This is a genomic window from Micromonospora sp. NPDC050795 (assembly GCF_044456785.1).
Classification (GTDB): domain Bacteria; phylum Actinomycetota; class Actinomycetes; order Mycobacteriales; family Micromonosporaceae; genus Micromonospora.
In genome coordinates, this window is the sequence record NZ_JBITGE010000047.1 from 19,476 (window position 1) to 42,783 (window position 23,308).

The following is a 23,308-nucleotide window of genomic DNA, read 5'->3' on the forward strand; positions in this document are numbered from 1 at the left end:
ACGAGGAGGCCGCCGGTGTACGTGACAGGCACCGCGGCCTCCTCGTCACATAGGGTCGGCAGCGGCAGGTTCGCGGTACGCGCCGCACGGGGCGTGCGCGTGGGGAAGGGCGGGGCGGATGACGCAGGTTGTGAGTGACCGGACGCTGGAGCTGGACGACCCGACGGCACCGCCGCCGGGGCGCGCCCGCCGGGTGGTGCTGAAGCTCTCCGGTGAGGTCTTCGGTGGCGGCGCGATCGGCGTCGACCCGGACGTCGTCCAGGCCATCGCCCGGCAGATCGCCACAGTGGTCCGCCGCGGCGTGCAGGTCTCCGTGGTGGTCGGCGGGGGCAACTTCTTCCGCGGCGCGGAGCTGCAGAAGCGTGGGATGGACCGGGCCCGCGCCGACTACATGGGCATGCTCGGCACGGTGATGAACTGCCTCGCGCTCCAGGACTTCCTGGAGAAGGAGGGCATCGAGACCCGGGTGCAGAGCGCCATCACGATGGCCCAGGTCGCCGAGCCGTACATCCCGCTGCGGGCCATCCGGCACCTGGAGAAGGGCCGCGTGGTCATCTTCGGCGCCGGCGCCGGGATGCCGTACTTCTCCACCGACACGGTGGCCGCCCAGCGGGCGCTGGAGATCCGGGCCGACGTGGTGCTGATGAGCAAGAACGGCGTGGACGGCGTCTACACCGCCGACCCGCGGATCGACCCCACCGCCAGTAAGCTCGACTCGATCACCTTCTCCGAGGTGCTGCGCCGCAACCTGCGGGTGGCCGACGCGGCGGCGTTCAGCCTCTGCATGGAGAACGGCCTGCCGATGCTGGTCTTTGGCGCGCAGGGTGACGACACCATCATCCGCGCAGTGGGTGGCGACAAGATCGGCACCCTGATCACCGCCTGAGTCCCGCCCATCGGCGACGACGACAGCGGTCTGACGACTTTCAGCAGAGCCCACCACGAGCACAGAAGGAGGCGAGGAGACCGGTGATCGACGACACCCTCCTCGAGGCCGAGGAGAAGATGGAGCGTGCGGTTGAGCACGCCAAGGAGGAGTTCGGCGCCATCCGTACCGGTCGCGCCAACGCCGCCATGTTCTCCAAGGTCATCATCGACTACTACGGCACGCCCACACCGCTGACGCAGATGGCGTCCATCGCGGTTCCCGAGCCGCGGATGGCCATCATCAAGCCGTACGACAACTCGCAGATCAATGCGATGGAGAAGGCGATCCGCGACTCGGACCTCGGGGTGAACCCGAACAACGAGGGCAACCAGCTGCGCATCCTGCTCCCGCAGATGACCGAGGAACGCCGCCGCGACATGATCAAGGTGGCTCGGCACAAGGGCGAGGAGGCCAAGGTGGCGATCCGCAACGTCCGCCGCCGTGGCAAGGAGGAGCTGGACCGGATCGTCAAGGACGGCGAGGCCGGCGAGGACGACGGCCGCCGCGCCGAGAAGGAACTCGACGACCTGACCCAGCGGTACGTGGCCAGCATCGACGACCTGGTGAAGCACAAGGAAACCGAGCTGCTCGAGGTGTGACCCATGCTCCGAGGCCCGTTCCCGACGTCGGGAACGGGCCTCGTTCCATCGGTCGGGGTCGGCGGGCGGCGCGGGTGGTGTCGGTGGCGTGCCTCGTCCGCCGTGCCGATCCGGCGTGTGCAGTAGGCTCGGCAGGATTCCCGGCCACCGGGTGGTGAACACCGGGGATCGACCGACCGTCGGGGCGGTCAATCGGAGGAACATCGCACGTGTAGGGGATGCTTGTGGTCTTGCGTCATGTGGTGGTTCTCGTGCCGCTTCGCGGTGCGTGATGTCCCACCCCGACCCCTACGGCAGTGAGCCTCGCGGCTGGGACCGGCCGGAGCGCCCGGTGGCGCTGCCCTGGCCGGAGCAGCAGCTGGAGGCCGGCCAGTGGAGCCGCCGTCCGGCCGCCGGCCCTGAGCTGTACGCCGATCCGCACGCCCGGCCGTACGCCGAACCGCGGCCACCGGACCCGTACGACGAGCGTGGCCGCCCGGTCCGCCCGGTCCGCCCGGACGACCGTTTCGACGACCGCGACCGGCACGTCGACGACCGCAACCAGCCCGACCGGTACGACGACCGGGGTCGCGGTGACCGCTACGGCGACCGCGCGCCCGCCGGTGCGGACGGTGCCCCTTCCCGCGGCGGCCTCCCGCCTTTCGACGAGCCCGGCCGGTACAACGGCCCGGGACGGTTCGACGGGCCGTTCCGTCATGACGACGACGCCGATTACCCGACCACGCAGCTGGCGCCCATCGGGGCCGAGATCGGGCCGGACCCGGAGCCGGTTGTCGAGCCGGAGCCGACGACCGGTCGACGGTCGAAGGGGCGACGTCGGGCCAGCCTCGACCGGCCGGCCACCCAGCAGGTGGGCACCGGGCGGGCCGGGCGCAACCTGCCCGCGGCGATCGGGGTCGGGCTCGGCCTCGGCGCGCTGATCGTGGTGCCGCTGGCCTTCTATCCGTTGGCCTTCCTGCCGGTGATCGCCGCCGCGGTCGCCGTCGGCACCTGGGAGATGGCCCGCGCGGTACGACGCAGCGGCGCGCACCCTCCGCTGGTGCCACTGATCGCCGGCGGCGTGTTGACCGTGGGTCTGGCCTGGTACGCCGGCCCGGACGCGCTCAGCCTGGGGCTGCTGGTCACCGTGCTGGGCACCATGATCTGGCGGCTGGGTGACGGGCCCGCCGGCTTCCAGCGGGATCTCACAGCGGCCACCCTGATCGCCGTCTACGTGCCGTTCCTCGCCGGTTTCGCGGCGTTGCTGGCAGCGGCCCCCGACGATGGGCATCTGCGCATCCTGGCCACGCTGATCGGGGTGGTCCTCTCCGACACCGGTGGGTACGCGGCCGGGGTCTCCTTCGGCAAACACCCGATGGCTCCGTCGATCAGCCCGAAGAAGTCCTGGGAGGGCTTCGCCGGCTCGGTCACCGCGGCGGCCCTGGGTGGAGCGTTGCTGCTGTGGCTGATGTTCGAGGTGGCCCCCTGGTGGGGCGCGCTGTTCGGGGTGGCCGTCTCCTGCGCGGCGGTCCTCGGCGACCTGGCCGAGTCGATGATCAAGCGGGATCTCGGCGTGAAGGACATGAGCAACCTGCTGCCCGGCCACGGCGGTCTGATGGACCGGCTGGACTCGATCCTGTTCGCGGTGCCGACGGCCTACCTGCTGTTGGCGGTCTTCGTGCCGGTGGTGAGCTGAGGTATGAATCACGGCGTCCCGGTCATCCGGCTCCGGCGGTCGCGGCCCGTTCGACACCTCCGGACCGGCAGCCGCCGCCGACGGCGTGACACACTGGACCAGCCATGACGAGCCTGCCCTTGATCCCCGCCATCTCGGTCGCCCCCGCTGCGCGCCGGGCCTCCATGCCCCCTCAGCACCTCGCTGACCTGGACCTGGCCGGTCGCCAGGCGTTGGTCACCGGGCTGGGTGAGCCGGCCTTCCGCGCCAAGCAGGTCTCCAACCACTACTTCGGGCGGTTGGTCCGCGACCCGCAGGCGATGACCGATCTGCCCGCGGCGACCCGGGAGCGGCTGGCCGACCAGTTGCTGCCGACGTTGCTCAACCCGGTGCGCGAGCTGGCCTGTGATGACGGCGCGACCCGCAAGGCGCTCTGGCGGCTGCACGACGGTGCGCTGGTGGAGAGCGTGTTGATGGGTTACCCGGACCGGGTGACCGTCTGCATCTCCAGCCAGGCGGGTTGCGGCATGGCCTGTCCGTTCTGCGCGACCGGTCAGGCCGGGCTCACCCGCAACCTGTCGACGGCGGAGATTGTCGACCAGGCGGTCTACATGGCCGGGGTGGCGGCCTCCGGCGTGGTGGCGGGTTCCCCGCCGAGGCTGTCGCGCGTCGTCTTCATGGGCATGGGCGAGCCGCTGGCCAACTACAACCGGGTGATCGCGGCTATCCGCCGGCTGGTCAGCCCGGCTCCGGAGGGGCTCGGCCTGTCCCAGCGGCACATCACCGTTTCCACGGTTGGCCTGGTTCCGGCCATCCACCGACTGGCCAGCGAAGACCTCTCAGTGACCCTTGCGTTGTCGTTGCACGCGCCCGATGATGATCTGCGCGACGAACTCGTGCCGGTAAACCAGCGCTGGAAGGTAGCCGAGGTGCTGGACGCAGCGTGGGACTACGCCGCCCGGACGGGCCGCCGCGTGTCGATCGAGTACGCGATGATCAAGGACATGAACGACCAGCCGTGGCGAGCCGACCTGCTCGGGCGGCTGCTGGCCGGCAAGTTGGCCCACGTGAACCTCATTCCGCTCAATCCGACGCCGGGCAGCCGCTGGGACGCGAGCCCGAAGCCGGTCGAGCGGGAGTTCGTCCGGCGGTTGCGCGACGCCGGGGTGTCCACCACAGTTCGGGACACCCGAGGTCGCGAGATCGACGGCGCGTGTGGCCAGCTTGCCGCTGCTGAAGACAACGACACCAACACCGACCGCGCCGGAGAGGCACCGGCGTGACCGGGCGTGGCGAACGAGACCAGGAGACATAGTGGCGAGTCAGGGTCAGCGTTTCCGGCGCAAGGCGCTCCGCCGGGGATACAAGGTCGACGAGGTGGATGCCTTCCTCGACCGGGTCGAGGCGACGCTCGACGGCCGACAGGTCGGTGCCCCGGTGGCCTCCCAGGAGGTTCATGACGTCGTCTTCCGGGTCCGCTTCAACGGCTACGACGAGTGGCAGGTCGACCTGCACCTGGACCGGGTCGAGCGGCAGCTGGCCGAGCTGGAGGAGCGCAACAGCGCCGGACGCGGCGGCGACCCCCGGATGGGCCCACCGGACCGGATGGGTCCGCCGATGCGTGATGACCGGGGCATGGTCCCGCAGCCGATGCCGCCCCGGCCGATGCCCGCGCAGCCCGGCCCGCCCTACGGCCGCTACGACGAGCCGACCGGTGCCTTCGCCGGTGGCTACGACGCCCCCCGCGGCGGTGGTTACGACGCGCCACGTGGCCCGGCCGGCCCGCCGATGGGTCCCGGTGGCCCGATGGGCCCCGGCCCGATGGGTGGCCACGGCATGCCGCAGCGCGGCCTGCCCGCCGGTCCCAGCGGGTACGGCCCCCCGGACGACCAGCGCTCACCCGGTGGCTACGGCCCGGATGACCAGCGCGGCGGGTACGGCCAGGACGACCAGCGCGCGCCCGGCGGTTATCCGCCGCCGCCGGAGGAGCCGCGCTTCGACGGCTTCGAGGCCGGGCGGCACGGTCGCGCCGACATGACGGCTGAGATCCGGATGCCGGAGCGGGATCTGCGCGACATGCGCCGTGGTCCGGCCGGTCCGCCTCCGCTGCCGCAGCAGGGCATGGGTGGCCCGCCGATGGCCGGTCCGCCGGCGATGGCTGGTCCGCCCGCGGTGGCTGGTCCGCCGATGGGTGGTCCGCCGATGGCCGGTCCCCCCGGCAGCGACCTGTACCGGGTCGACCAGATCCGTCGCAGCTTCCAGGTGCGCCGGTTCGGCAGCGGGTACGACCCCGACCAGGTGGACCGGTTCTTCGACACCCTGCTCGGTGGCATGCAGCGCCGCAACCCGATGCCGGTCGACCCGAAGGACCTGGACACGCTCCGGTTCGGCCTGGTGCCGGGTGGCTACTTCGAGGCCGAGGTCGACGCCGCGCTGAAGGACGTGCAGGACATTCTCTTCGGGCGCTGACCCCGACGCGATGCGGACGAGGGCCCGTCCCCCAGGTGGGGGCGGGCCCTCGGCGTACGTCGGCCGGTCGTCCGGCGGTGGGTCGGTCAGGAGCGCAGACCGCTGCGCCGCAACACGATGTCGCCGATCACGATGATCAGCAGCAGCGCGGCCAGGCCGATCAGCCAGATGTCCTCGACCCTGCCCTCGTGGTTGCCGCAGATCATCGCCAGCAGCGCCAGTGCGGACAGCACGGCGCCGATCTGCCCGGCCTTGCGGTGCCCGGGCTTGTGCTGGTCTGGCGACGTTACCGGCTCGCTTCCTGCCACTGTCGGTCCTTCCCTCGCGATCGGATCTTTGGTTAGTCTGGCACGCCTCGTACGCGGTGCGGTGGGGTGGGGGTTTCCTGGCCATCGGCCCTGCCCCACCTGGGCTGGACGGCACTACCGGCGTCGCGGGGCGGCGGTCAGACTCGCTCCGGTAGCGTTTGGCGTACACCTGATTGTCTGTTTGAGGGGGACTGTGCGGTGCGAGTGACCGGAACCGGGCACGCCAGCATGCGGATCGACACGGCCGCGGGCAGCATCCTGTGCGACCCGTGGGTCAACCCGGCCTACTTCGCGTCGTGGTTCCCGTTTCCCGACAATTCACTGCTGGACTGGGAGAGTCTGGGTCAGGTCGACTACCTGTACGTCTCCCACCTGCACCGGGACCACTTCGACGCGAAGCACCTGCGCGACTTCATCTCGAAGGACGCCACGGTCCTGCTCCCCGAGTTCCCCACCTCGGAGATGGAGGACGAGTTCCGGGCGCTGGGCTTCACCAAGTTCCTGAAGGCGCCCAACGAGCAGGTGGTGGAGCTGCCCGGCGGGCTGAAGATCATGATTCAGGCGTTGACCAGCCCGACCGACGGGCCGATCGGCGACTCCTCGCTCTGGGTCGAGTACGAGGGTGTGCGGCTGCTCAACCAGAACGACGCCCGCCCCACCGACCTGAGCGTCTTCGCCGAGCTGGGGCACGTGCACGCGCACCTGCTCCAGTTCTCCGGTGCGATCTGGTACCCGATGGTCTACGAACTTCCGCAGGCGGCGAAAGCCGCGTTCGGTAAGCAGAAGCGTGACCGGCAGTTCGACCGGACCTGGCGGTACATCGACGACCTGAAGGCGTCGCACGTCTTCCCGATCGCCGGCCCGCCGTGCTTCCTCGACGACGCGCTGTGGCAGTTCAACGACATCCACGGCGACGAGGGCAACATCTTCCCCGACCAGTCCGTCTTCCTGTCGGAGTACGCCAAGGTCGGTGGCACCAACGGGATCGTGCTGCTGCCGGGCAGCGTCGCCGAGGTCACCACCGAGGGCGCGAGCACCACCCACCCCGTGCCGGTGCAGGAGTTCTTCGCGAACAAGGTCGCGCACCTGGAGGAGATGCGGGAGCGCAAGCGCCCGATCATCGAGGCGGAGAAGGCGTCCTGGCGGCACCCCGAGGTGGACGTGCTCGGCGAGATGAAGCGTCGGATCGAACCGCTGCTCGACGAGTCGATCTACCTGGCCAAGGGGGTCGGTGGCCCGGTCCGGTTCGACCTGGTGGGGTACGACGGCGAGAGTGTCGAGTCGATCGTGGTGGACTTCCCCGGCAAGGAGGTCCGGCCGTACGCGGACGAGAAGGTGCGCTACCGGTTCCGGACCGAGCGGTCGCTGATCGAGCACCTGCTCTTCATCGACGAGGTGGACTGGGTCAACTCGCTCTTCCTGTCCTGCCGGTTCTCGGCGGCCCGGATCGGCCAGTACAACGAGTTCGTCTACGCGTTCTTCAAGTGCCTCTCCGAGGAGCGGCTCCAGTACGCCGAGGGCTGGTACGACGAGCACGAGCGCAGCACCGACGCCGAGGACATCACGTTGGGCGACTGGGTGGTGCAGCGGCGGTGCCCGCACCTGAAGGCGGACCTGACCCGCTTCGGCATCGTCGACGGTGACCAGCTCACCTGCCAGTTGCACGGCTGGCGCTTCGACCTGCCCAGCGGCCGCTGCCTGACCAGCGTCGGGCACAAGGTGCGAGCCCACCGGGTGGACGCGGAAACCCCCGCCCCGGCCGGCGAAGCCGTGATCTGACCCCGCGCCCCACCCGCGATCTTGCACTTTCTGTTGCGCCACAGCAGGGCGTACCGCCCATAACGGCTACCGAAAGTGCAAGATCGCGGGAGTTCGTCAGCGGCCGAGGTCGGTGAGGATGCGGCGGGCGGCGTTGTGGCCGGCCGCGCCGATGACGCTGCCGGCCGGGTGGCAGCCGGCGCTGCCGGCGTACACACCGTCGACGCCGGTGGCGTAGGGCATCCGGTCGGTGAACGAGACGGTGTTGTCGACGTGGTGGATGTGCCCGCCGGTGATGCCGAAGTGCTCCTCGATGCCGGGCGGCGGCAGGGGCACCGCGTCGGCGATCAGGTCGGCGGTGCCGGGCGCGTACCGCTCGACGATCCCGATCAGCCGGTCCACGTAGCCGGGCAGCTCCGCGTCCCAGGTGGTGCCGGCCAACTCGTAGGGCACCGACTGGACGAAGAGCGCCGACGAGTGGTGCCCGGCGGCGTCGGAGAGCGACGGGTCGACAGTGGTGTGCAGGTACCACTCGATGGTGGGCTCCGCCGGCAGCAGCCCGGCCTGCACGTCCGCCCACATGGCGCGCAGCGCGGTCATCGGTGAGGTCTCCGCCCCGCCGACCAGCGACGCCGACCCTGGCAGCAGGTGGATGGTCGAGCCGAACGGGCTCGGCGTGCCGTCCGGCAGGCAGGAGAACCGCGGCAGCCCGGTGAGCGCCAGGTTGAGCTTGAGGGTGGTGCCGGGCCGGCGGACCGCCGCCATCCGTTCGCCGAGCCGCGCCGGGAGCGCGCCGTCGGGCAACAGGTCCATCAGCCGGTACGGGTCACACGCGCCGAGCACCACCCGGGCGGCGACCTCCCGACCGTCGGCCAGCACCACTCCGCTCGCCGCGCCGCCGTCCATGGTCACCGCGTGCACCGGCGTACCGGTCAGGATTGTCGCTCCGGCGGCGCGCGCGGCCTCGGCGAAGGTCCTGGAGACGGTGCCCATCCCACCCTCGGCGATCATCCACGTGCCGCCGGAGCCGGGCAGTCGGCACATGTTGTGCACGAGGAAGTTGTGGCCGGTGCCGGGGTCGTCCGGGCCGGCGTTGAGCCCGGACAGGCCGTCGGTGACCGCGTACATGCTGACCAGCAGCTCCGAGCGGAACTCGAACCGGGCCAGGTAGTCGGCGACCGAGCCCTGCACGAGGTCGACGAAGACCTGGCGCAGCGCCGGACGGACGTGCTGCTCGGCGGTCTCCTGGACGCTCAGCGGCTCGGCCAGCCAGGTCGGGGCGAGGTCTTCCCGCAGCGCGGCCAGCTCGGCCTGCATGGCGTCGTCGGCGGCCACGTCGGCGGGGGAGAAGAACTCGGCGAGCTGCGCCCGGGTGGCGGCGGTGTCGCGGCCGTTGAGCAGGTACGGCGAGCCGAGGCCGCCCGGGGTGGGGAGGAAGTAGTGCGGGTCGCGGCGCAGCACCGGGATCCGTACGTCGAGCGTGGCGAGCAGCTCCGGGGGCATCAGCCCGAGCAGGTACGACCCGGTGGAGTGGCGCAGCCCCGGCACCTTGGGGAACGGGTTCTCGGTGCGGGTCGCGCCGCCGATCACGCCGGCTGCCTCCAGCACGAGGACGTCCAGGCCGGCCCGGGCCAGCAGGATAGCGGAGACCAGACCGTTGTGCCCGGCACCGATGATCACGACGTCGGCGCGGGCCGGAATCTCACTGCTCATGCCGCGGCAGCCTAGTCCGCCCCACCACCCCAGAGAACCCCGTCCACCCTCTCACCCCCCACCGCTGCGGTGATCATGGAGTTGGCGTCGCGACACGCCGACCCGGGTGACGCCAACTCCATGATCAACCCGGGGTGGGGGTGGGGGTCCGGCGCCAGTTTGAGAGGGCCAGGGTGGCGGAGTAGCCGGCCAGGACGATCACGTGGAACAGGTAGAGCCAGAGGAGGACGGCCACGCCGGCGCCGATGTCGTCGAAGCCGCCGAAGGGCACTCCCAGGTCCAGCGGGAGCGAGGCGAAGAGCACGAAGCCGTGCAGGAAGCCGGAGAGGTTCGCCGCGGTGAACGACCCGACCCCGAGGGTGGAGAGCCAGTCCGGTGAGGCCGGCCCGACGACCCGGAACACCCACACCAGCACCGGCGTCAGCACCAGCCAGACCGCCAGGAACGACAACACCACGCCGAGCACACCGAGCCAACCGCCCTGGCGTACGAGGCGGGTGGTGAGCGGAAGCGCCAGCAGGATCGACAGCAGCAGCGCGGGGGCGGGCGCGAGCAGTGGCAGCAGCAGGAGTCGGCCCCGCCAGCCGACCAGGTGCTCGTCGGAGCGGGGCGCGGCCACCGAGACGAACGCCCGGCGCAGGCCCTCGCCGTACAGTGAGGCGGGCAGCAGGGAGGCCAGCGCCAGCAGCGGGGTCAACCCCACCCCGGCGTCGACCAGCGCCTCCACCGCCCGGGGCGCGCCGATCGCGGTGGGCAGGGCCTCGACGGCGTACGAGGTGAGCCGGCGTACCCGGTCAGCCCCGGCCACCAGCGCGGTGAGCCAGATCGCCAGCAGGGCGACCGGCACCACGGCGATCGCCCCGTAGAAGGTGATCGCGGCGGCGTGCAGCGACAGGTCCCGTCCGCGCACCGGACGGAACGCCGCACTGGTGATTCGTTTCGTGCGCTGCCATCCGTTGCCCATCGGGTCCTCCTTCCCTGTCGTCGGAGCTGTCACTCCTTAAGATCGCCGGTCATGACTGTTCTCACCACCGAACGCCTGATCCTGCGCGATTGGACCGCCGATCCGGCCGATCTGGCCCGGATCTACGACATCTACTCCCGCCCGGAGATCAGCCGTTGGTTGGGAGTCGCGCCGGGCCTGCCGCTGACCGACCCGGCGCAGGCCGTCGAGCGGCTGCGGATCTGGCAGGAGCGGCACGCCACCGACGGCGGCCGGTACGGCACCTGGGCGATCGAGGTACGCGAGACGGGTCAGGTGGTGGGCACGGTTCTGCTCAAGCCGTTGCCGGGGCGCGACGAGTCGCGCCGGAGCGACGACATCGAGGTGGGTTGGCACCTACACCCGGACGCGTGGGGCCACGGCTTCGCCACCGAGGCGGCCCGCGCAGCGGTCGACCGGGAGTTCGCCGCCGGTACCCGGGAGATCTACGCGGTCGTGGCGCCGGGCAACGAGCCGTCGATGGCTGTCGCCCGGAGGCTGGGCATGACCCATGTCGGTCAGCGCACCGACTGGTACGGCGGGGAGCTGCTGGAGACGTTCGTGCTGACCGCACCAGATGCCTGATCGTTCCCGCACGACCTGACGCAAGATCCGCACAACTTCGGGGAAGGTGCTGCCTCCAGTCGTCAGGAGGCAGCACCTTCCCCGAATTTGCCTGCAGGTAGGGCCATGGGTCGACCCCCAGGGCAGACAAGTCCGTCAATAGTCACAGTGGTCGAAGTGTTGACGCTCCCGTAGCACGTCAGTAACCTTTGGGCCAAAGTAACGCAAGATTTCGACAAAGGCATGCACGGTTTTGTGCACGCACTCGGAAGATTCAACGGGCCTCCTGGGGAGGCCCGTTGATAGTCGTACCCCTCTGGTGTTTCCAGGGCGGTCGGCGCCCCCGCGCCGCCCGTACCATCCGTCTCTCTCGACACCGGCCCTCTCGCGTCGGCCGGCGCTGCACCGCCGCACCCCCCACCCCCGTGGTCCAGCCACCGCGGCAACCGTCCCCCGACGACAAGGACAGTGATGAGACGAACGAATCTGTTCAGGATGGTGGCGGCCACGGCCGCCGCCGCGCTGATCGCGACGGCCGGGGCGACCGCCCTCGCGAACCCGGCCGCCGCCGCCCGCCCCGCCGAGCCGGCCGCAGCAGCACCGAGCGCCTTCGCCCCGGCGGCCACCAACCTCGCACAGGGCCGTCCCACCCAGGAGAGCGGCCACGCCGACGTCTACGACTCGTCGAAGGTCGTCGACGGCAACGCGGGCAGCTACTGGGAGAGCCTCAACAACGCGTTCCCCCAGTGGGTGCAGGTCGACCTCGGCTCGTCGCAGAGCGTCAACCAGGTCGTTCTGAAGCTGCCGACTTCCGGTTGGGGGACCCGGACGCAGACGCTGAGCGTGCGGGGCAGCACCAACGGTTCGTCCTTCACCGACCTGGTCGGGTCGCAGACGTACACCTTCAACCCGGCGAGCGGCAGCACCGCCACGATCAACTTCAGCTCGACCTCCACCCGCTACGTCCGGATCAGCATCACCGCCAACAGCGGCTGGCCGGCCGGGCAGCTCTCCGAGCTGGAGGTGTACGGCAGCGGCGGCACCACCCCGGACACCACAGCGCCGAGCGTTCCCGGCAACCTCTCGTACACCCAGTCGGGCACCACCATCAGCCTCAACTGGGTCGCGTCGACCGACAACGCGGGCGGCAGCGGCATCGCCGGCTACGACGTCTACCGCAACGGCGCGTTCCTCCAGTCCGTCGGCAACGTGACCACCTTCAACGACACCCAGCCGGCCACGGCGACAGTGTCGTACTTCGTCCGGGCCCGCGACGCGGCCGGCAACCTGTCCGGCAACAGCAACACGGTGACCCGTACCGGCAGTGGTGACACCACCGCGCCGAGCGTCCCCGGGACGCTGTCGCAGAGCACGTCGGGCAGCACGATCACGCTCACCTGGGGGGCCTCCACCGACTCCGGTGGCAGCGGGCTCGCCGGTTACAACGTCTACCGGGGCGGCAGCCTGATCGCCACGTTGGGCACCGTCCTCACCTATCAGGACACCCAGCCGGCGACGGCGACCGTCTCCTACTACGTTCGGGCCCGCGACGGAGCCGGCAACCTCTCCGGCAACAGCAACACCGTCACCCGGACCGGCAGCAACCCGCCGGCCTGCACCAACGTGGCGCAGGGCAAGAGCATGACGGCGAGCGGCTCCACCTTCAGCTTCACCCCGGACAAGGCGAACGACGGGCAGCTCTCCACCTACTGGGAGGGCGCGGCGAGCTACCCGCAGAACCTGACCGTGGCGCTCGGCGCGAACCACTCCATCTCCGGCGTCACTGTGAAGCTCAACCCGGATTCGTCCTGGGGCACCCGTACCCAGACCATCCAGGTCCTCGGCCGCGACCAGGCCTCGTCCTCGTACACCAGCCTGGTGTCGGCGGCGGCCTACCAGTTCGCCCAGGGCAGCAACGTGGTGACCATCCCGGTCAGCGCGACCACCGCGGACGTGCAGTTGCGGTTCACCGGCAACACCGGTGCCCCGTCCGGCCAGGTGGCCGAGCTTGAGGTGTGCGGCACCCCGGCGCCCAACCCGGACCTGGTCGTCAGCTCGGTGACCTGGTCGCCCTCATCGCCCAGCGAGGTCTCCCCGGTCACCCTCTCGGCCGTCGTGCAGAACATCGGCTCGGCGTCGGCCGGTGCGACGACTGTGAACTTCAGTCTGGCCGGCGCGGTCGTCGGCAGCGCCTCGGTGGGCGCGCTCGCAGCGGGCGCCTCGACCACTGTGTCGTTCAACGCCGGTACCCGGCCGATGGGCAGCTACGCCGTCTCGGCGGTGGTCGACCCGGCGAACACGATCGTCGAGCAGAACAACGGCAACAACAGCTTCACGGCGGCGTCGCCGCTGGTGGTGGCGCAGGCACCGGGCCCGGACCTTCAGGTGCTCAGCATCGCCTCGAACCCGCCGAACCCGGCCGTCGGGGCGTCCGTCACCTTCACCGTGACGGTTCGCAACCGGGGCACCACCGCGACCGGCGCGACCACCGTCACCCGACTGGTGGCGGGCAGCACCACGCTCAACACCAACACCGCCTCGATCGCCGCCGGCGCGACGGTCACCGTGGCCGTCAGCGGCACCTGGACCGCCACCAGCGGCGGCGCCACCCTCACCGCCACCGCCGACGCCACGAACGTGGTCGCCGAGACCAACGAGACCAACAACGCGTTCAGCCAGTCGATCGTGGTCGGGCGCGGGGCAGCCGTCCCGTACGTCTCCTACGAGGCGGAGGCCGGTCGTTACCAGGGCACGCTGCTGGAAACCGACGCCCTGCGGACGTTCGGGCACACCAACTTCGCCAGCGAGTCCTCGGGGCGCAAGTCGGTGCGGCTCACCAGCACCGGCCAGTTCGTCGAGTTCACCTCTGCCAACCAGGCGAACTCCATCGTGGTGCGCAACTCCATCCCGGACGCGCCCGGTGGCGGCGGCATCGAGGCGACCATCAGCCTCTACGTCAACGACGTCTTCTCCCGGAAGTTGACCCTGTCGTCGAAGCACAGCTGGCTCTACGGCAACACCGACGGGCCGGAGGCGCTGACCAACACCCCGCAGGCCGACGCCCGGCGGCTCTTCGACGAGTCGAACGCGCTGCTGGCGCAGTCGTACCCGGCCGGCACCCGGTTCAAGTTGCAGCGCGACTCGGGTGACACCGCCTCCTTCTACGTCATCGACATGATCGACCTGGAGCAGGTGGCGGGGCCGGCGAGCCAGCCGGCCGGCTGCACCTCGATCACCTCGTACGGCGCGGTTCCGAACGACGGGATCGACGACACCGCAGCCATCCAGCGGGCGGTGACCGACGACCAGAACGGTGTCATCAGCTGCGTCTGGATTCCGGCCGGGCAGTGGCGGCAGGAGCAGAAGATCCTGACCGACGACCCGCTGAACCGGGGCATGCACAACCAGGTCGGCATCAGCAACGTCACGATCCGGGGCGCCGGCATGTGGCACTCGCAGCTCTACACGCTGACCGAGCCGCAGAACGTGGTGGGCGGCATCAACCACCCGCACGAGGGCAACTTCGGCTTCGACATCGACAAGAACACCCAGATCTCCGACATCGCCATCTTCGGCTCGGGCCGGATCCGCGGCGGTGACGGCAACGCCGAGGGTGGCGTCGGTCTGAACGGTCGCTTTGGCGCCGGCACGAAGATCAGCAACGTCTGGATCGAGCACGCCAACGTGGGCGTCTGGGTGGGTCGCGACTACGACAACATTCCCGACCTGTGGGGGCCCGCCGACGGGCTGGACTTCAGCGGCATGCGGATCCGCAACACGTACGCCGACGGCATCAACTTCAGCAACGGCACGCGCAACTCGCGGGTGTTCAACTCGTCGTTCCGCACCACGGGCGACGACGCGCTCGCCGTCTGGGCCAACCCGTACGTCAAGGACCGCAACGTCGACATCGCCCACGACAACCACTTCGTCAACAACACCATCCAGCTGCCCTGGCGGGCGAACGGCATCGCCATCTACGGCGGCTACGACAACTCGATCCAGAACAACCTGATCTACGACACCGCCAACTACCCGGGCATCATGCTGGCGACCGACCACGACCCGCTGCCGTTCTCCGGCACGACGCTGATCGCCAACAACGGGCTCTACCGCACCGGCGGCGCGTTCTGGAACGAGGACCAGGAGTTCGGTGCCATCACGATCTTCCCGGCCACCAGGGACATCGTCGGGGTCACCATCCGGGACACCGACATCATCGACTCCACCTTCGACGGCATCCAGTTCAAGAACGGTGGCGGCAACATCCCGAACGTCGCCATCACCAACGTACGGATCGACAAGTCCAACAACGGTGCCGGCATCCTCGCGATGAGCGGAGCGCGCGGCAACGCCAACCTGACGAACGTGACGATCACCAACTCGGCCGACGGCAACATCGTCATCCAGCCGGGCTCGCAGTTCGTCATCAACGGCGGCTAGTTCGCCGCTTGATCAACACGGTTTCAGTGAAATCGGGGTGTCCGCGGACTGCGGACACCCCGATTTCCATGAAGCCGAGTCGATCGCCGCAGCGCAGGGTCCGTCGTGGCCGTCGCGCCGCCGGCAGCGCACGGCGTCGCCGAGCAGGCCGTCACAGAACACTCGGGTACGCAGGAACTGCGCATCATCCTCGCTGAGCGTGGTCTCGCCGAACCTTCACCCCGTCGGCCTGGACAGCCTTCGTCATGTTCGCGGCGGTGAGCCGGCCCGTGTGATGATCAAGGCCGGCTCGCTGGCGGGAGGCTGACGAATCAGGATGGGTGTCGTGACGACCGGGCTCTGTCTCGCCGTACCCGCTCTGCTCGTGCTCTGGTGGTGGGGCCGACCCCTGCTCACCGGCCGCTGGAAGACTCCGGGCTGGTTCGCCGCGACGGCCGGGCTCTCGATCGTCGCCGCCGCTGTCACCTGGTTCGTCGGCGCGTTCGCGGGTTCCTCCATGAGCTCGGAGGAGTCCTGCCGACAGGCCGGCGTCACCTACGACAGTGCCTACCGCGCCGCGCACTGGCGTGAGTCGTCGCGGTGGTTCCCGCTCCGCGACCGATGCAACGCCACCTACGACCTGGTGCCCGCCTGGGTCAACCCGGCCCTGGTGCTGCTGTCCCTGCTGGCCGTCGTCTGCGTCGGCGCAGCGGTCTGGCTGGCCGTCGTGCGACACCGGACCACGACGAGTCGGGCACCGGCCCGCAGATCTTGGACACTTTCCGTTCGTCCATGACGGAAAGTGTCCAAGATCTGCACGCGTCTCGCGCCTCGTCGCGGTGCAGTCATCTCGGGCCGACGGACCCTGTGTGCGACGACGCGTTTCTCGGGCTGCGGTGGCTAGGCTGACCTGAGCAGAATGTCCCGCTGAGGGGGTGAGCCCGGATGGCCCAGGCAGCGTTCGCGCCGGAGCCTGCGCCGCAGCACACCGAGCCGTCGTTCGACGTGCTGCGGTGGCACGACGAACCCTGGACTGCGCAGCTCGCCCTCGACCTGTTGCCGGAAACCAACGGCCCCAAGGTTGAGGTCCTGAGCGGAAGCGTGATCGTGACACCACACGCGGGATACGACCATCAGGACGCCGAGCTTGACCTTGCCTACCTCCTCAAGCAGGCGGCCCGTCGCGCGAAGCTGTGGCTCTACCTTGAGACCAACATCGTCTCGGGGCAGGATCTCTTCATCCCGGACATCGTCATTCTCGACGCTCCGGGGGGCGGTCGAACGACGATGGGCATCGGGCATGCCGTGCTTCTCGGCGAGATCGTCTCTCCCGGAAACCGGCGCAAGGACATCATCGACCGGCCGCGTGAGTACGCCGCCGCCGGCGTGCCCTTCTTCATCCGGGTCGACCTGCGCAATCGGGTGCCCACCATCGCGTTGTACGAGCTGACCGAGGGGGAGTACCGGCCGGTGGCTGCCGCCGCGGCCGGGACGCGCTTCGTGATGCGGGAGCCGTTCGAGTTCTCCATCGATCCGGCCGACCTGCTCGGCGAGGAGGCACCGCCAGACCTCACGACCACCACCGACTCGCCCGACGACCTGGCTTGATCGACACGGGTTCTTGGAAATCGGGCCGTCCTAGCGCCAGGAATGCCCCGACTTCCGTGAACCCGAGTCGATCGTGACGGGGTAAGGGCAGGCGGCTCGTGCGGCCGGGGCGGGGTGACCGGTGTGGCGAGGTGGCGGGCGTTGAGCGGGTAGGGCTGAGGCTCCCAGCGGGCGTGCAGCGGCGGTGGGGAAGAATGGCCGGGTGACTACCCCCCGCGACCTTGTTCTGCTCGGGTCCACCGGCTCGATCGGCACCCAGGCCATCGACATCGTCCGGCGCAACCCGGACCGGTTCCGGGTGGTCGCCGTGGGTGCCGGCGGCGGCAACGTCGAGCTGCTCGCCACGCAGGCCCTCGAACTGGGCGTCGAGGCGGTCGGGGTGGCGAAGGCGTCCGCCGCGCAGGATCTGCAACTCGCGTTCTACGCGGAGGCGAGCCGGCGTGGGTGGGCCACCGGTGACTTCAAGCTTCCCAAGATCGTGGCCGGCCCGGACGCGATGACCGAGCTGGCCCAGTGGCAGTGCGACATCGTGCTCAACGGGGTGGTCGGCTCGCTGGGCCTCGCTCCTACGCTGGCCGCGCTGCGCGGTGGTCGTACCCTCGCGCTTGCCAACAAGGAGTCGCTCGTGGCCGGCGGCCCGCTGGTCAAGGCCGCGGTGACGCGGCCGGGGCAGATCGTGCCGGTCGACTCGGAGCATTCGGCGCTGGCCCAGTGTCTGCGCTCCGGGACGCGGGGTGAGGTGCGGCGGCTGATCGTCACGGCCAGCGGCGGCCCGTTCCGGGGTCGGCGGCGTGACGAGTTGACGCAGGTCACACCCGAGCAGGCCCTGGCGCACCCGACCTGGAACATGGGGCCGGTCGTCACGATCAACTCAGCCACCATGGTCAACAAGGCGCTTGAGGTGATCGAGGCGCACGAGCTGTTCGACGTGCCCTACTCCGACATCACCGTGATGGTGCACCCGCAGTCGGTGATCCACTCGATGGTCGAATTCGTCGACGGGTCGACGATCGCCCAGGCGAGCCCACCGGACATGCGACTGCCGATCGCGCTGGGCATGGGCTGGCCCGACCGGGTCCCCGAGGCGGCCACCGCCGTCGGCTGGACGGCCGCGCACACCTGGGAGTTCGCGCCGCTCGACGACGACGCGTTCCCGGCCGTCGCCCTGGCCAAGGCCGCCGGGGAGGCCGGGCGCTGCCGGCCGGCGATCTACAACGCGGCGAACGAGGAGTGCGTGGCCGCGTTCGTGGCGGGCCGGCTGCCGTTCCTCGGCATCGTCGACACCCTCGAACGGGTGTTGGAGGAGGCTCCGGACTTCGACGAACCAGGTACCGTCGAGGACGTGCTCGCGGCCGAGTCGTGGGCGCGCGCGCACGCGCAGGAGATCATCGCGGGTTCGGTGGAAGGAGCTTGATGTCGTACCTGCTCGGGGTGGTCCTCTTCGCCCTGGCCATTCTCATCTCGGTGAGCCTGCACGAGGCGGGTCACCTGTTGACCGCCAAGGCGTTCGGGATGAAGGTCACCAAGTACTTCGTCGGTTTCGGGCCCACCATCTGGTCGTTCCGGCGAGGTGAGACGGAGTACGGCCTCAAGGGCATCCCCCTCGGCGGCTTCTGCAAGATCGTCGGGATGACGCCGCAGGACGACGACGTCGAGCCGGGCGACGAGTCCCGGGTGATGTGGCGTTACCCGGTCTGGAAGCGGACGATCGTCATGGCCGCCGGGTCGATCACGCACTTCGCGCTCGCCCTGGTCACCATCTGGATCCTGGCCGTCTCCGCCGGCCTGCCCAACCCCGACTTCCCGACCACCGACGCGCAGGCCCGCCAGGAGCCCGCCGTCATCCAGCTCAGCCAGTGTGTGGTCCCGGAGAACGCGGTGCGCGCCTGCACCTCCGCCGACGCGGCCAGCCCTGCCGCCCAGGCGCAGTTGAAGAGCGGGGACCGGATCACCTCGATCAACGGCACCCCGGTCAACTCCTACGGCGACCTGCTCACCACGCTGCGCGGGCTCAAGCCGGGCGACACCGCGCAGATCGCGTACGTCCGCGACGGGCAGCCGGCCACCACCAGCACCGTGCTCGCGCAGACCCAGCGTCCGCCGCTGGACAACCCGACCGGTGCCGCCGCCCCGGTGGCAGCCCTCGGCGTCGGGCTCGTCCCCAGCACGCCCACCCGCGTGACGTACAGCCCGGTCGGGGCCTTCGGCGCCACCGCCGACTTCACCGGCGACCTGGCCGTCGGCACCGCCCAGGCGCTCCAGCGCCTCCCGCAGAAGGTCCCCGCCCTGTGGACCGCCCTCACCGGCGGCGAGCGCGACATCGACACCCCGATCAGCGTGGTCGGCGCCAGCCGGCTCGGCGGCGAGGCGGTGGAGAACAACGCCTGGCTGGTCTTCTTCATGCTCTTCGTGTCGCTGAACTTCTTCATCGGCGTGTTCAACCTGCTGCCGCTGCTGCCGGTGGACGGTGGCCACATCGCCATCGCCTGGTTCGAACGGGCCCGCTCCTGGATCTACGCTCGGATCGGCCGGACCGACCCCGGCCGGGTGGACTACCTCAAACTGATGCCCTTCACGTACGCGGTGATCCTGATCGGTGGCGCGTTCACGCTGCTGACCATCGCCGCGGACGTCGTCAACCCCATCACGCTCTTCTCAAGGTGAGTGCCTGAAGTGACAGCTATCAGTCTCGGTATGCCCGCCGTGCCGCCCCCGCCGCTCGCTCCTCGTCGGGCCAGCCGCCAGATCATGGTCGGTTCGGTTCCGGTCGGCGGCGGTGCGCCGGTGTCGGTGCAGTCGATGACCACGACCCTCACCTCCGACATCAACGCGACCCTCCAGCAGATCGCCGAGCTGACCGCGTCCGGCTGCCAGATCGTCCGGGTGGCCGTGCCGTCCCAGGACGACGTCGAGGCACTGCCCGCGATCGCCAAGAAGTCGCAGATCCCGGTGATCGCCGACATCCACTTCCAGCCCAAGTACGTCTTCGCGGCGATCGACGCCGGCTGCGCGGCGGTCCGGGTCAACCCCGGCAACATCCGGCAGTTCGACGACAAGGTCAAGGAGATCGCCCGTGCCGCGGGGGCGGCGGGGGTGCCGATCCGGATCGGCGTCAACGCCGGGTCGCTGGACAAGCGGCTGCTGTCCAAGTACGGCAAGGCGACCGCCGAAGCGCTCGTCGAGTCGGCGCTGTGGGAGTGCTCGCTGTTCGAGGAGCACGGTTTCCGCGACATCAAGATCTCGGTCAAGCACAACGACCCGGTCGTGATGATCCGGGCGTACCGGCAGCTCGCCGAGCAGTGCGACTACCCGCTGCACCTCGGCGTCACCGAGGCCGGGCCGGCGTTCCAGGGCACCATCAAGTCGGCGGTCGCCTTCGGAGCGCTGCTGGCCGAGGGGATCGGCGACACCATCCGGGTGTCGCTGTCCGCCCCGCCGGTGGAGGAGATCAAGGTCGGCAACCAGATCCTGGAGTCCCTCGGTCTGCGCGAGCGGGGCCTGGAGATCGTCTCGTGCCCGTCCTGCGGGCGGGCCCAGGTGGACGTCTACAAGCTCGCCGAGGAGGTCACCGCCGGCCTGGAAGGGCTGCCGGTGCCGCTGCGGGTCGCCGTCATGGGCTGCGTGGTGAACGGTCCGGGTGAGGCCCGGGAAGCCGACCTCGGCGTCGCCTCCGGCAACGGCAAGGGCCAGATCTTCGTCAAGGGGCAGGTCGTCAAGACGGTGCCCGAGGCCCAGATCGTCGAGACCCTCATCGAAGAGGCGCTGCGGATCGCCGACGAGATGGGCGCCGAGCTTCCCGAGGAGCTGCGCGGGCTGGTCACCGGCCCGACCGTCACCGTGCACTGATTTTCCAGGTGGAAAAGCGGCCGTTCCCCGTGCGGGGAACGGCCGCTCTGCGTTTGTGCTGATCGTGCGCCTGCGCGCTGCGGTGTGGCTTGACGCTGTGGTGCGGGCTGACGCTGTGGTGCGGGCTGGCGCTGTGGTGCGGCCTGGGGTCACTCGGATTCGGCGAGGATCGCGTACAGCTTGCGCCGGGTCTCGTCGAGCACCTGGGCGGCCCGCTCACGCTGGTCGTCGGTGCCGTTCATCATCACCTGGCGCAGAGCGTTCATCGCCTGCGTGCCGGAGTCGCGGATGTCGTGCCAGCTGCTCACCGTGCCCTGGGCGACGTCCGCCCATGGCGGGGTCTGCGCGGCTTCGGTTGCCTCCGCCTGACCGGCCTCGGTGACAGTGAACCGCTTCCGCCCACCACCGGACTCCTCGGTGCTGGCGACGATCACGCCCTCATCCTCCAGAAGCTGAAGGGTGGGGTAGATCGAGCCGGGGCTTGGCCGCCACGCACCGCCGGTGCGGGAGTCGATCTCCTGGATCATCTCGTAGCCGTGCATTGGCCGCTCGGTGAGCAGGGCCAACACGGAGGCCCGGACGTTGGGTCGTCGGCCTCGACCCCGACCACGGCCCCGGCCGCCCCAGGGGCCGCCGTGTCCGTGCTCGTGACCGTGGCCGTGCGGACCGGGCGGGACCGGTGGGAAGCCGAACCCCCGCATCCGGGCCTCGTGCATCGGGTGGTGCTGTCGGTGGAACCTCATGAGGCTCTTCCTTCCCTAGGACTATCGCTGATGCATCAACGATATATCGGCAATGCATCGTCGACAACCCTCATCTAACAAACCCGTACGAGCGGGTGTGGCCATCGCCCTGGCCTGCGTACTCTTCGCCGCCAGCGCGCGCTGCCCACCGCCGGGGCGGTGGGCCTGCTCGGCCTCGGGGCGCTCGCGCACATCACCGGGGAACTGTGGCACTCCGCCGCCGGCTGGGGATCTCCTTCGGGCTGGCACCGGCGGACGACCAGGGGCGGTACCAGGGGGCGTACGGCATGGGCTACGAACTGGGCAAGATGCTCGCACCGGTAGTGGTGACCACCCTGGCCCTCGGCTGGGGCGTACCCGGCTGGCTCGTACTCGGTGCCCTGTTTCTCCTGCTCGGAGCCCTGGTGCCCCCGGTCGTCCGGTGGGCCGGGCGGACCCGGCCCCGGGTAACCGGTGCCGGCCTTGTCACTCGACCGGCGAAGCGGGGGGCTGATCTGGCAGGCTGATAGCCGTGCTGACGGTGCCGGTACGCCAACTGGGGGAATCGGAGCGCCGCGCGGTCGAGCGACTGCTCGACCATGACCCGTTCGCGGGCGCGCAGGTCGCCGAGCGCATCGCCGCGCGCGGACTCTCGTGGTGGCGGGCCGAGGGCAGAATCCTGGGGTACGGAGCCCGCCGCAACCTCGAATCACTCTGCTGGCTCGGCGGCAACCTCACGCCGGTGCTGGCCAGCGACGCCGCGGTGGCTGCCTTCGCCGACCTGCTCGCGGGCGAGGAGCGGCTCTGCTCCTCCATCGTCGGCCGGGCCGATGCCGTCCTCGGGCTGTGGGACCGCCTCTCCGACACATGGGGGCCAGCGCGAGACGTTCGACCCAATCAGCCTTTGCTGGTCACCGACACGCTGCCACCCGTACCGGCCGATCCGGAGGTACGCCAGGTTCGCTCCGGCGAGGTCGACCGGCTCTTCCCGGCAGCGGTGGCCATGTACACCGAAGAGGTCGGCGTCTCCCCGCTGGCCGAGGACGGCGGACGCAGCTACCGCCGACGGGTCAACGACCTGGTCCGGACCGGTCGCGCGTACGCCCGCATCGTCGACGGCAAGGTCGTGTTCAAGGCCGAGTTGGCAGTGGTCACCAAACGGACGGCGCAGATCCAGGGCGTCTGGGTGGCACCGGAGTGGCGAGGCCGGGGGATCGCCACCGCCGCCATGGCAGCCGTGGTCCGCGACGCGCTGCTGCGGGTCGCCCCCACCGTCAGCCTGTACGTGAACGACTTCAACCTCCCGGCCCGCCGCGTCTACGAGCGGTGTGGCTTCCAGCCGATCGGCACCCTGGCCACCGTCCTCTTCTGACCGCTGCGGGTGCGGGTGGTGATGCATCCCCGTAGATCTTGGACAGTTTCCGTTCGCGCCTGACGGAAACTGTCCAAGATCTGCTGAGAGCCACCGGGCAGGGGCGCCAACTGACTCCGACGGCGCGACTCTGCGGCCACCGGCGTGCGCCTGCCGGACGGACAGGCAGATGCCGGCACCCCGGGTTGGGGTATCGGCCAGCAAGTCGGTGTCGTGGTGCGGTCTGTGCGGAGTCAGGGCACGGAGATGCCGCTGGCCGGCACCCCACGTTGCGGGTGCCGGCCAGCGGTCGGTGTGCTGTTGCCGTGTGGTGGTGGTGTGGGTCAGCTGTTCCAGTGCTGGGCGACGAGGTCGGTGGCCTGC

The 23,308-nt window shown here is 70.1% G+C and carries 19 protein-coding genes; 15 read left to right on the plus strand and 4 right to left on the minus strand.

The window, feature by feature from the left end:
* Positions 1-118: 118 nt before the first annotated feature.
* The 5 genes from pyrH to ACIBEF_RS29305 all read left to right on the plus strand — a co-directional run bounded on the left by pyrH (position 119) and on the right by ACIBEF_RS29305 (position 5,650).
* Entirely contained in the window at positions 119-886 is a 768-nt protein-coding gene (pyrH, locus tag ACIBEF_RS29285) for a UMP kinase (RefSeq protein WP_030335195.1), read from the plus strand.
* An 83-nt stretch (positions 887-969) separates the two neighbouring features.
* Positions 970-1,527, plus strand: a complete 558-nt coding sequence (frr, locus tag ACIBEF_RS29290; protein WP_088946658.1) for a ribosome recycling factor — start codon at positions 970-972, stop codon at positions 1,525-1,527.
* 271 nt (positions 1,528-1,798) lie between these two features.
* Complete coding sequence (locus ACIBEF_RS29295; protein WP_396796527.1) at positions 1,799-3,202, plus strand: phosphatidate cytidylyltransferase; 1,404 nt, start codon at positions 1,799-1,801, stop codon at positions 3,200-3,202.
* A 104-nt stretch (positions 3,203-3,306) separates the two neighbouring features.
* Positions 3,307-4,464 (plus strand): 23S rRNA (adenine(2503)-C(2))-methyltransferase RlmN, encoded by a 1,158-nt coding sequence (gene rlmN / locus ACIBEF_RS29300; RefSeq protein ID WP_355005223.1) that lies wholly within the window; start codon positions 3,307-3,309, stop codon positions 4,462-4,464.
* A gap of 31 nt (positions 4,465-4,495) precedes the next feature.
* Complete coding sequence (locus tag ACIBEF_RS29305; protein ID WP_396796528.1) at positions 4,496-5,650, plus strand: DivIVA domain-containing protein; 1,155 nt, start codon at positions 4,496-4,498, stop codon at positions 5,648-5,650.
* A gap of 86 nt (positions 5,651-5,736) precedes the next feature.
* Here ACIBEF_RS29305 and ACIBEF_RS29310 read toward each other — a convergent pair whose 3' ends face one another.
* Positions 5,737-5,958, minus strand: a complete 222-nt coding sequence (locus tag ACIBEF_RS29310) for a DUF2631 domain-containing protein (RefSeq protein ID WP_036412111.1) — start codon at positions 5,956-5,958, stop codon at positions 5,737-5,739.
* Positions 5,959-6,156: 198 nt separating this feature from the next.
* Here ACIBEF_RS29310 and ACIBEF_RS29315 point away from each other — a divergent pair, with 198 nt between their 5' ends.
* Positions 6,157-7,737 carry a Rieske 2Fe-2S domain-containing protein gene (locus ACIBEF_RS29315; protein ID WP_396796530.1) on the plus strand — a complete coding sequence of 527 codons (1,581 nt, stop codon included), beginning with the start codon at positions 6,157-6,159 and terminating at the stop codon, positions 7,735-7,737.
* A 96-nt stretch (positions 7,738-7,833) separates the two neighbouring features.
* Here ACIBEF_RS29315 and ACIBEF_RS29320 read toward each other — a convergent pair whose 3' ends face one another.
* Positions 7,834-9,429 carry a phytoene desaturase family protein gene (locus ACIBEF_RS29320; RefSeq protein ID WP_396796532.1) on the minus strand — a complete coding sequence of 532 codons (1,596 nt, stop codon included), beginning with the start codon at positions 9,427-9,429 and terminating at the stop codon, positions 7,834-7,836.
* Between the two features lie 124 nt (positions 9,430-9,553).
* The gene (locus tag ACIBEF_RS29325) at positions 9,554-10,393 is read right to left on the minus strand and encodes a YhjD/YihY/BrkB family envelope integrity protein (RefSeq protein WP_396796534.1); all 840 of its coding nucleotides are present in this window, start codon (positions 10,391-10,393) and stop codon (positions 9,554-9,556) included.
* 51 nt (positions 10,394-10,444) lie between these two features.
* On the opposite strand from ACIBEF_RS29325, the gene ACIBEF_RS29330 reads away from it, so the two are divergent.
* From ACIBEF_RS29330 to ispG, 7 genes are all read left to right on the plus strand, one after another.
* Positions 10,445-10,996: a GNAT family N-acetyltransferase gene (locus ACIBEF_RS29330; RefSeq protein WP_396796535.1), complete on the plus strand. Its 552-nt coding sequence runs from the start codon at positions 10,445-10,447 to the stop codon at positions 10,994-10,996.
* 450 nt (positions 10,997-11,446) lie between these two features.
* The gene (locus ACIBEF_RS29335; RefSeq protein ID WP_396796536.1) at positions 11,447-15,418 is read left to right on the plus strand and encodes a CARDB domain-containing protein; all 3,972 of its coding nucleotides are present in this window, start codon (positions 11,447-11,449) and stop codon (positions 15,416-15,418) included.
* A 325-nt stretch (positions 15,419-15,743) separates the two neighbouring features.
* Positions 15,744-16,193, plus strand: coding sequence for a hypothetical protein (locus tag ACIBEF_RS29340; RefSeq protein WP_396796538.1), 450 nt, complete (start codon positions 15,744-15,746; stop codon positions 16,191-16,193).
* A 149-nt stretch (positions 16,194-16,342) separates the two neighbouring features.
* Positions 16,343-17,005 (plus strand): Uma2 family endonuclease, encoded by a 663-nt coding sequence (locus ACIBEF_RS29345; protein ID WP_396796539.1) that lies wholly within the window; start codon positions 16,343-16,345, stop codon positions 17,003-17,005.
* A gap of 202 nt (positions 17,006-17,207) precedes the next feature.
* Positions 17,208-18,419: a 1-deoxy-D-xylulose-5-phosphate reductoisomerase gene (gene dxr, locus ACIBEF_RS29350; protein ID WP_396796541.1), complete on the plus strand. Its 1,212-nt coding sequence runs from the start codon at positions 17,208-17,210 to the stop codon at positions 18,417-18,419.
* Positions 18,419-19,669 (plus strand): M50 family metallopeptidase, encoded by a 1,251-nt coding sequence (locus tag ACIBEF_RS29355; RefSeq protein WP_396796542.1) that lies wholly within the window; start codon positions 18,419-18,421, stop codon positions 19,667-19,669. Before dxr ends, ACIBEF_RS29355 begins: the two co-directional genes overlap by 1 nt.
* A gap of 9 nt (positions 19,670-19,678) precedes the next feature.
* Complete coding sequence (ispG, locus tag ACIBEF_RS29360; RefSeq protein ID WP_112588507.1) at positions 19,679-20,851, plus strand: flavodoxin-dependent (E)-4-hydroxy-3-methylbut-2-enyl-diphosphate synthase; 1,173 nt, start codon at positions 19,679-19,681, stop codon at positions 20,849-20,851.
* A gap of 149 nt (positions 20,852-21,000) precedes the next feature.
* Here ispG and ACIBEF_RS29365 read toward each other — a convergent pair whose 3' ends face one another.
* Entirely contained in the window at positions 21,001-21,594 is a 594-nt protein-coding gene (locus tag ACIBEF_RS29365; protein ID WP_357200254.1) for a PadR family transcriptional regulator, read from the minus strand.
* 206 nt (positions 21,595-21,800) lie between these two features.
* Between ACIBEF_RS29365 and ACIBEF_RS29370 the strand changes: the two genes are divergently transcribed.
* Positions 21,801-22,100 (plus strand): hypothetical protein, encoded by a 300-nt coding sequence (locus ACIBEF_RS29370; RefSeq protein ID WP_396796544.1) that lies wholly within the window; start codon positions 21,801-21,803, stop codon positions 22,098-22,100.
* 5 nt (positions 22,101-22,105) lie between these two features.
* Complete coding sequence (locus ACIBEF_RS29375; RefSeq protein ID WP_210815761.1) at positions 22,106-22,945, plus strand: DUF4081 domain-containing GNAT family N-acetyltransferase; 840 nt, start codon at positions 22,106-22,108, stop codon at positions 22,943-22,945.
* Positions 22,946-23,308 lie beyond the last annotated feature (363 nt).

Bases quoted from the DNA above. Each gene is read 5' to 3' on its own strand.
- ACIBEF_RS29320 (WP_396796532.1), bottom strand. From the start codon at position 9,429: ATGAGCAGTGAGATTCCGGCCCGCGCCGACGTCGTGATCATCGGTGCC.
- ACIBEF_RS29365 (WP_357200254.1), bottom strand. From the start codon at position 21,594: ATGAGGTTCCACCGACAGCACCACCCGATGCACGAGGCCCGGATGCGG.
- ACIBEF_RS29295 (WP_396796527.1), top strand. From the start codon at position 1,799: ATGTCCCACCCCGACCCCTACGGCAGTGAGCCTCGCGGCTGGGACCGG.
- ACIBEF_RS29345 (WP_396796539.1), top strand. From the start codon at position 16,343: ATGGCCCAGGCAGCGTTCGCGCCGGAGCCTGCGCCGCAGCACACCGAG.
- ACIBEF_RS29330 (WP_396796535.1), top strand. From the start codon at position 10,445: ATGACTGTTCTCACCACCGAACGCCTGATCCTGCGCGATTGGACCGCC.
- ACIBEF_RS29355 (WP_396796542.1), top strand. From the start codon at position 18,419: ATGTCGTACCTGCTCGGGGTGGTCCTCTTCGCCCTGGCCATTCTCATC.
- pyrH (WP_030335195.1), top strand. From the start codon at position 119: ATGACGCAGGTTGTGAGTGACCGGACGCTGGAGCTGGACGACCCGACG.
- rlmN (WP_355005223.1), top strand. From the start codon at position 3,307: ATGACGAGCCTGCCCTTGATCCCCGCCATCTCGGTCGCCCCCGCTGCG.
- ACIBEF_RS29335 (WP_396796536.1), top strand. From the start codon at position 11,447: ATGAGACGAACGAATCTGTTCAGGATGGTGGCGGCCACGGCCGCCGCC.
- ACIBEF_RS29325 (WP_396796534.1), bottom strand. From the start codon at position 10,393: ATGGGCAACGGATGGCAGCGCACGAAACGAATCACCAGTGCGGCGTTC.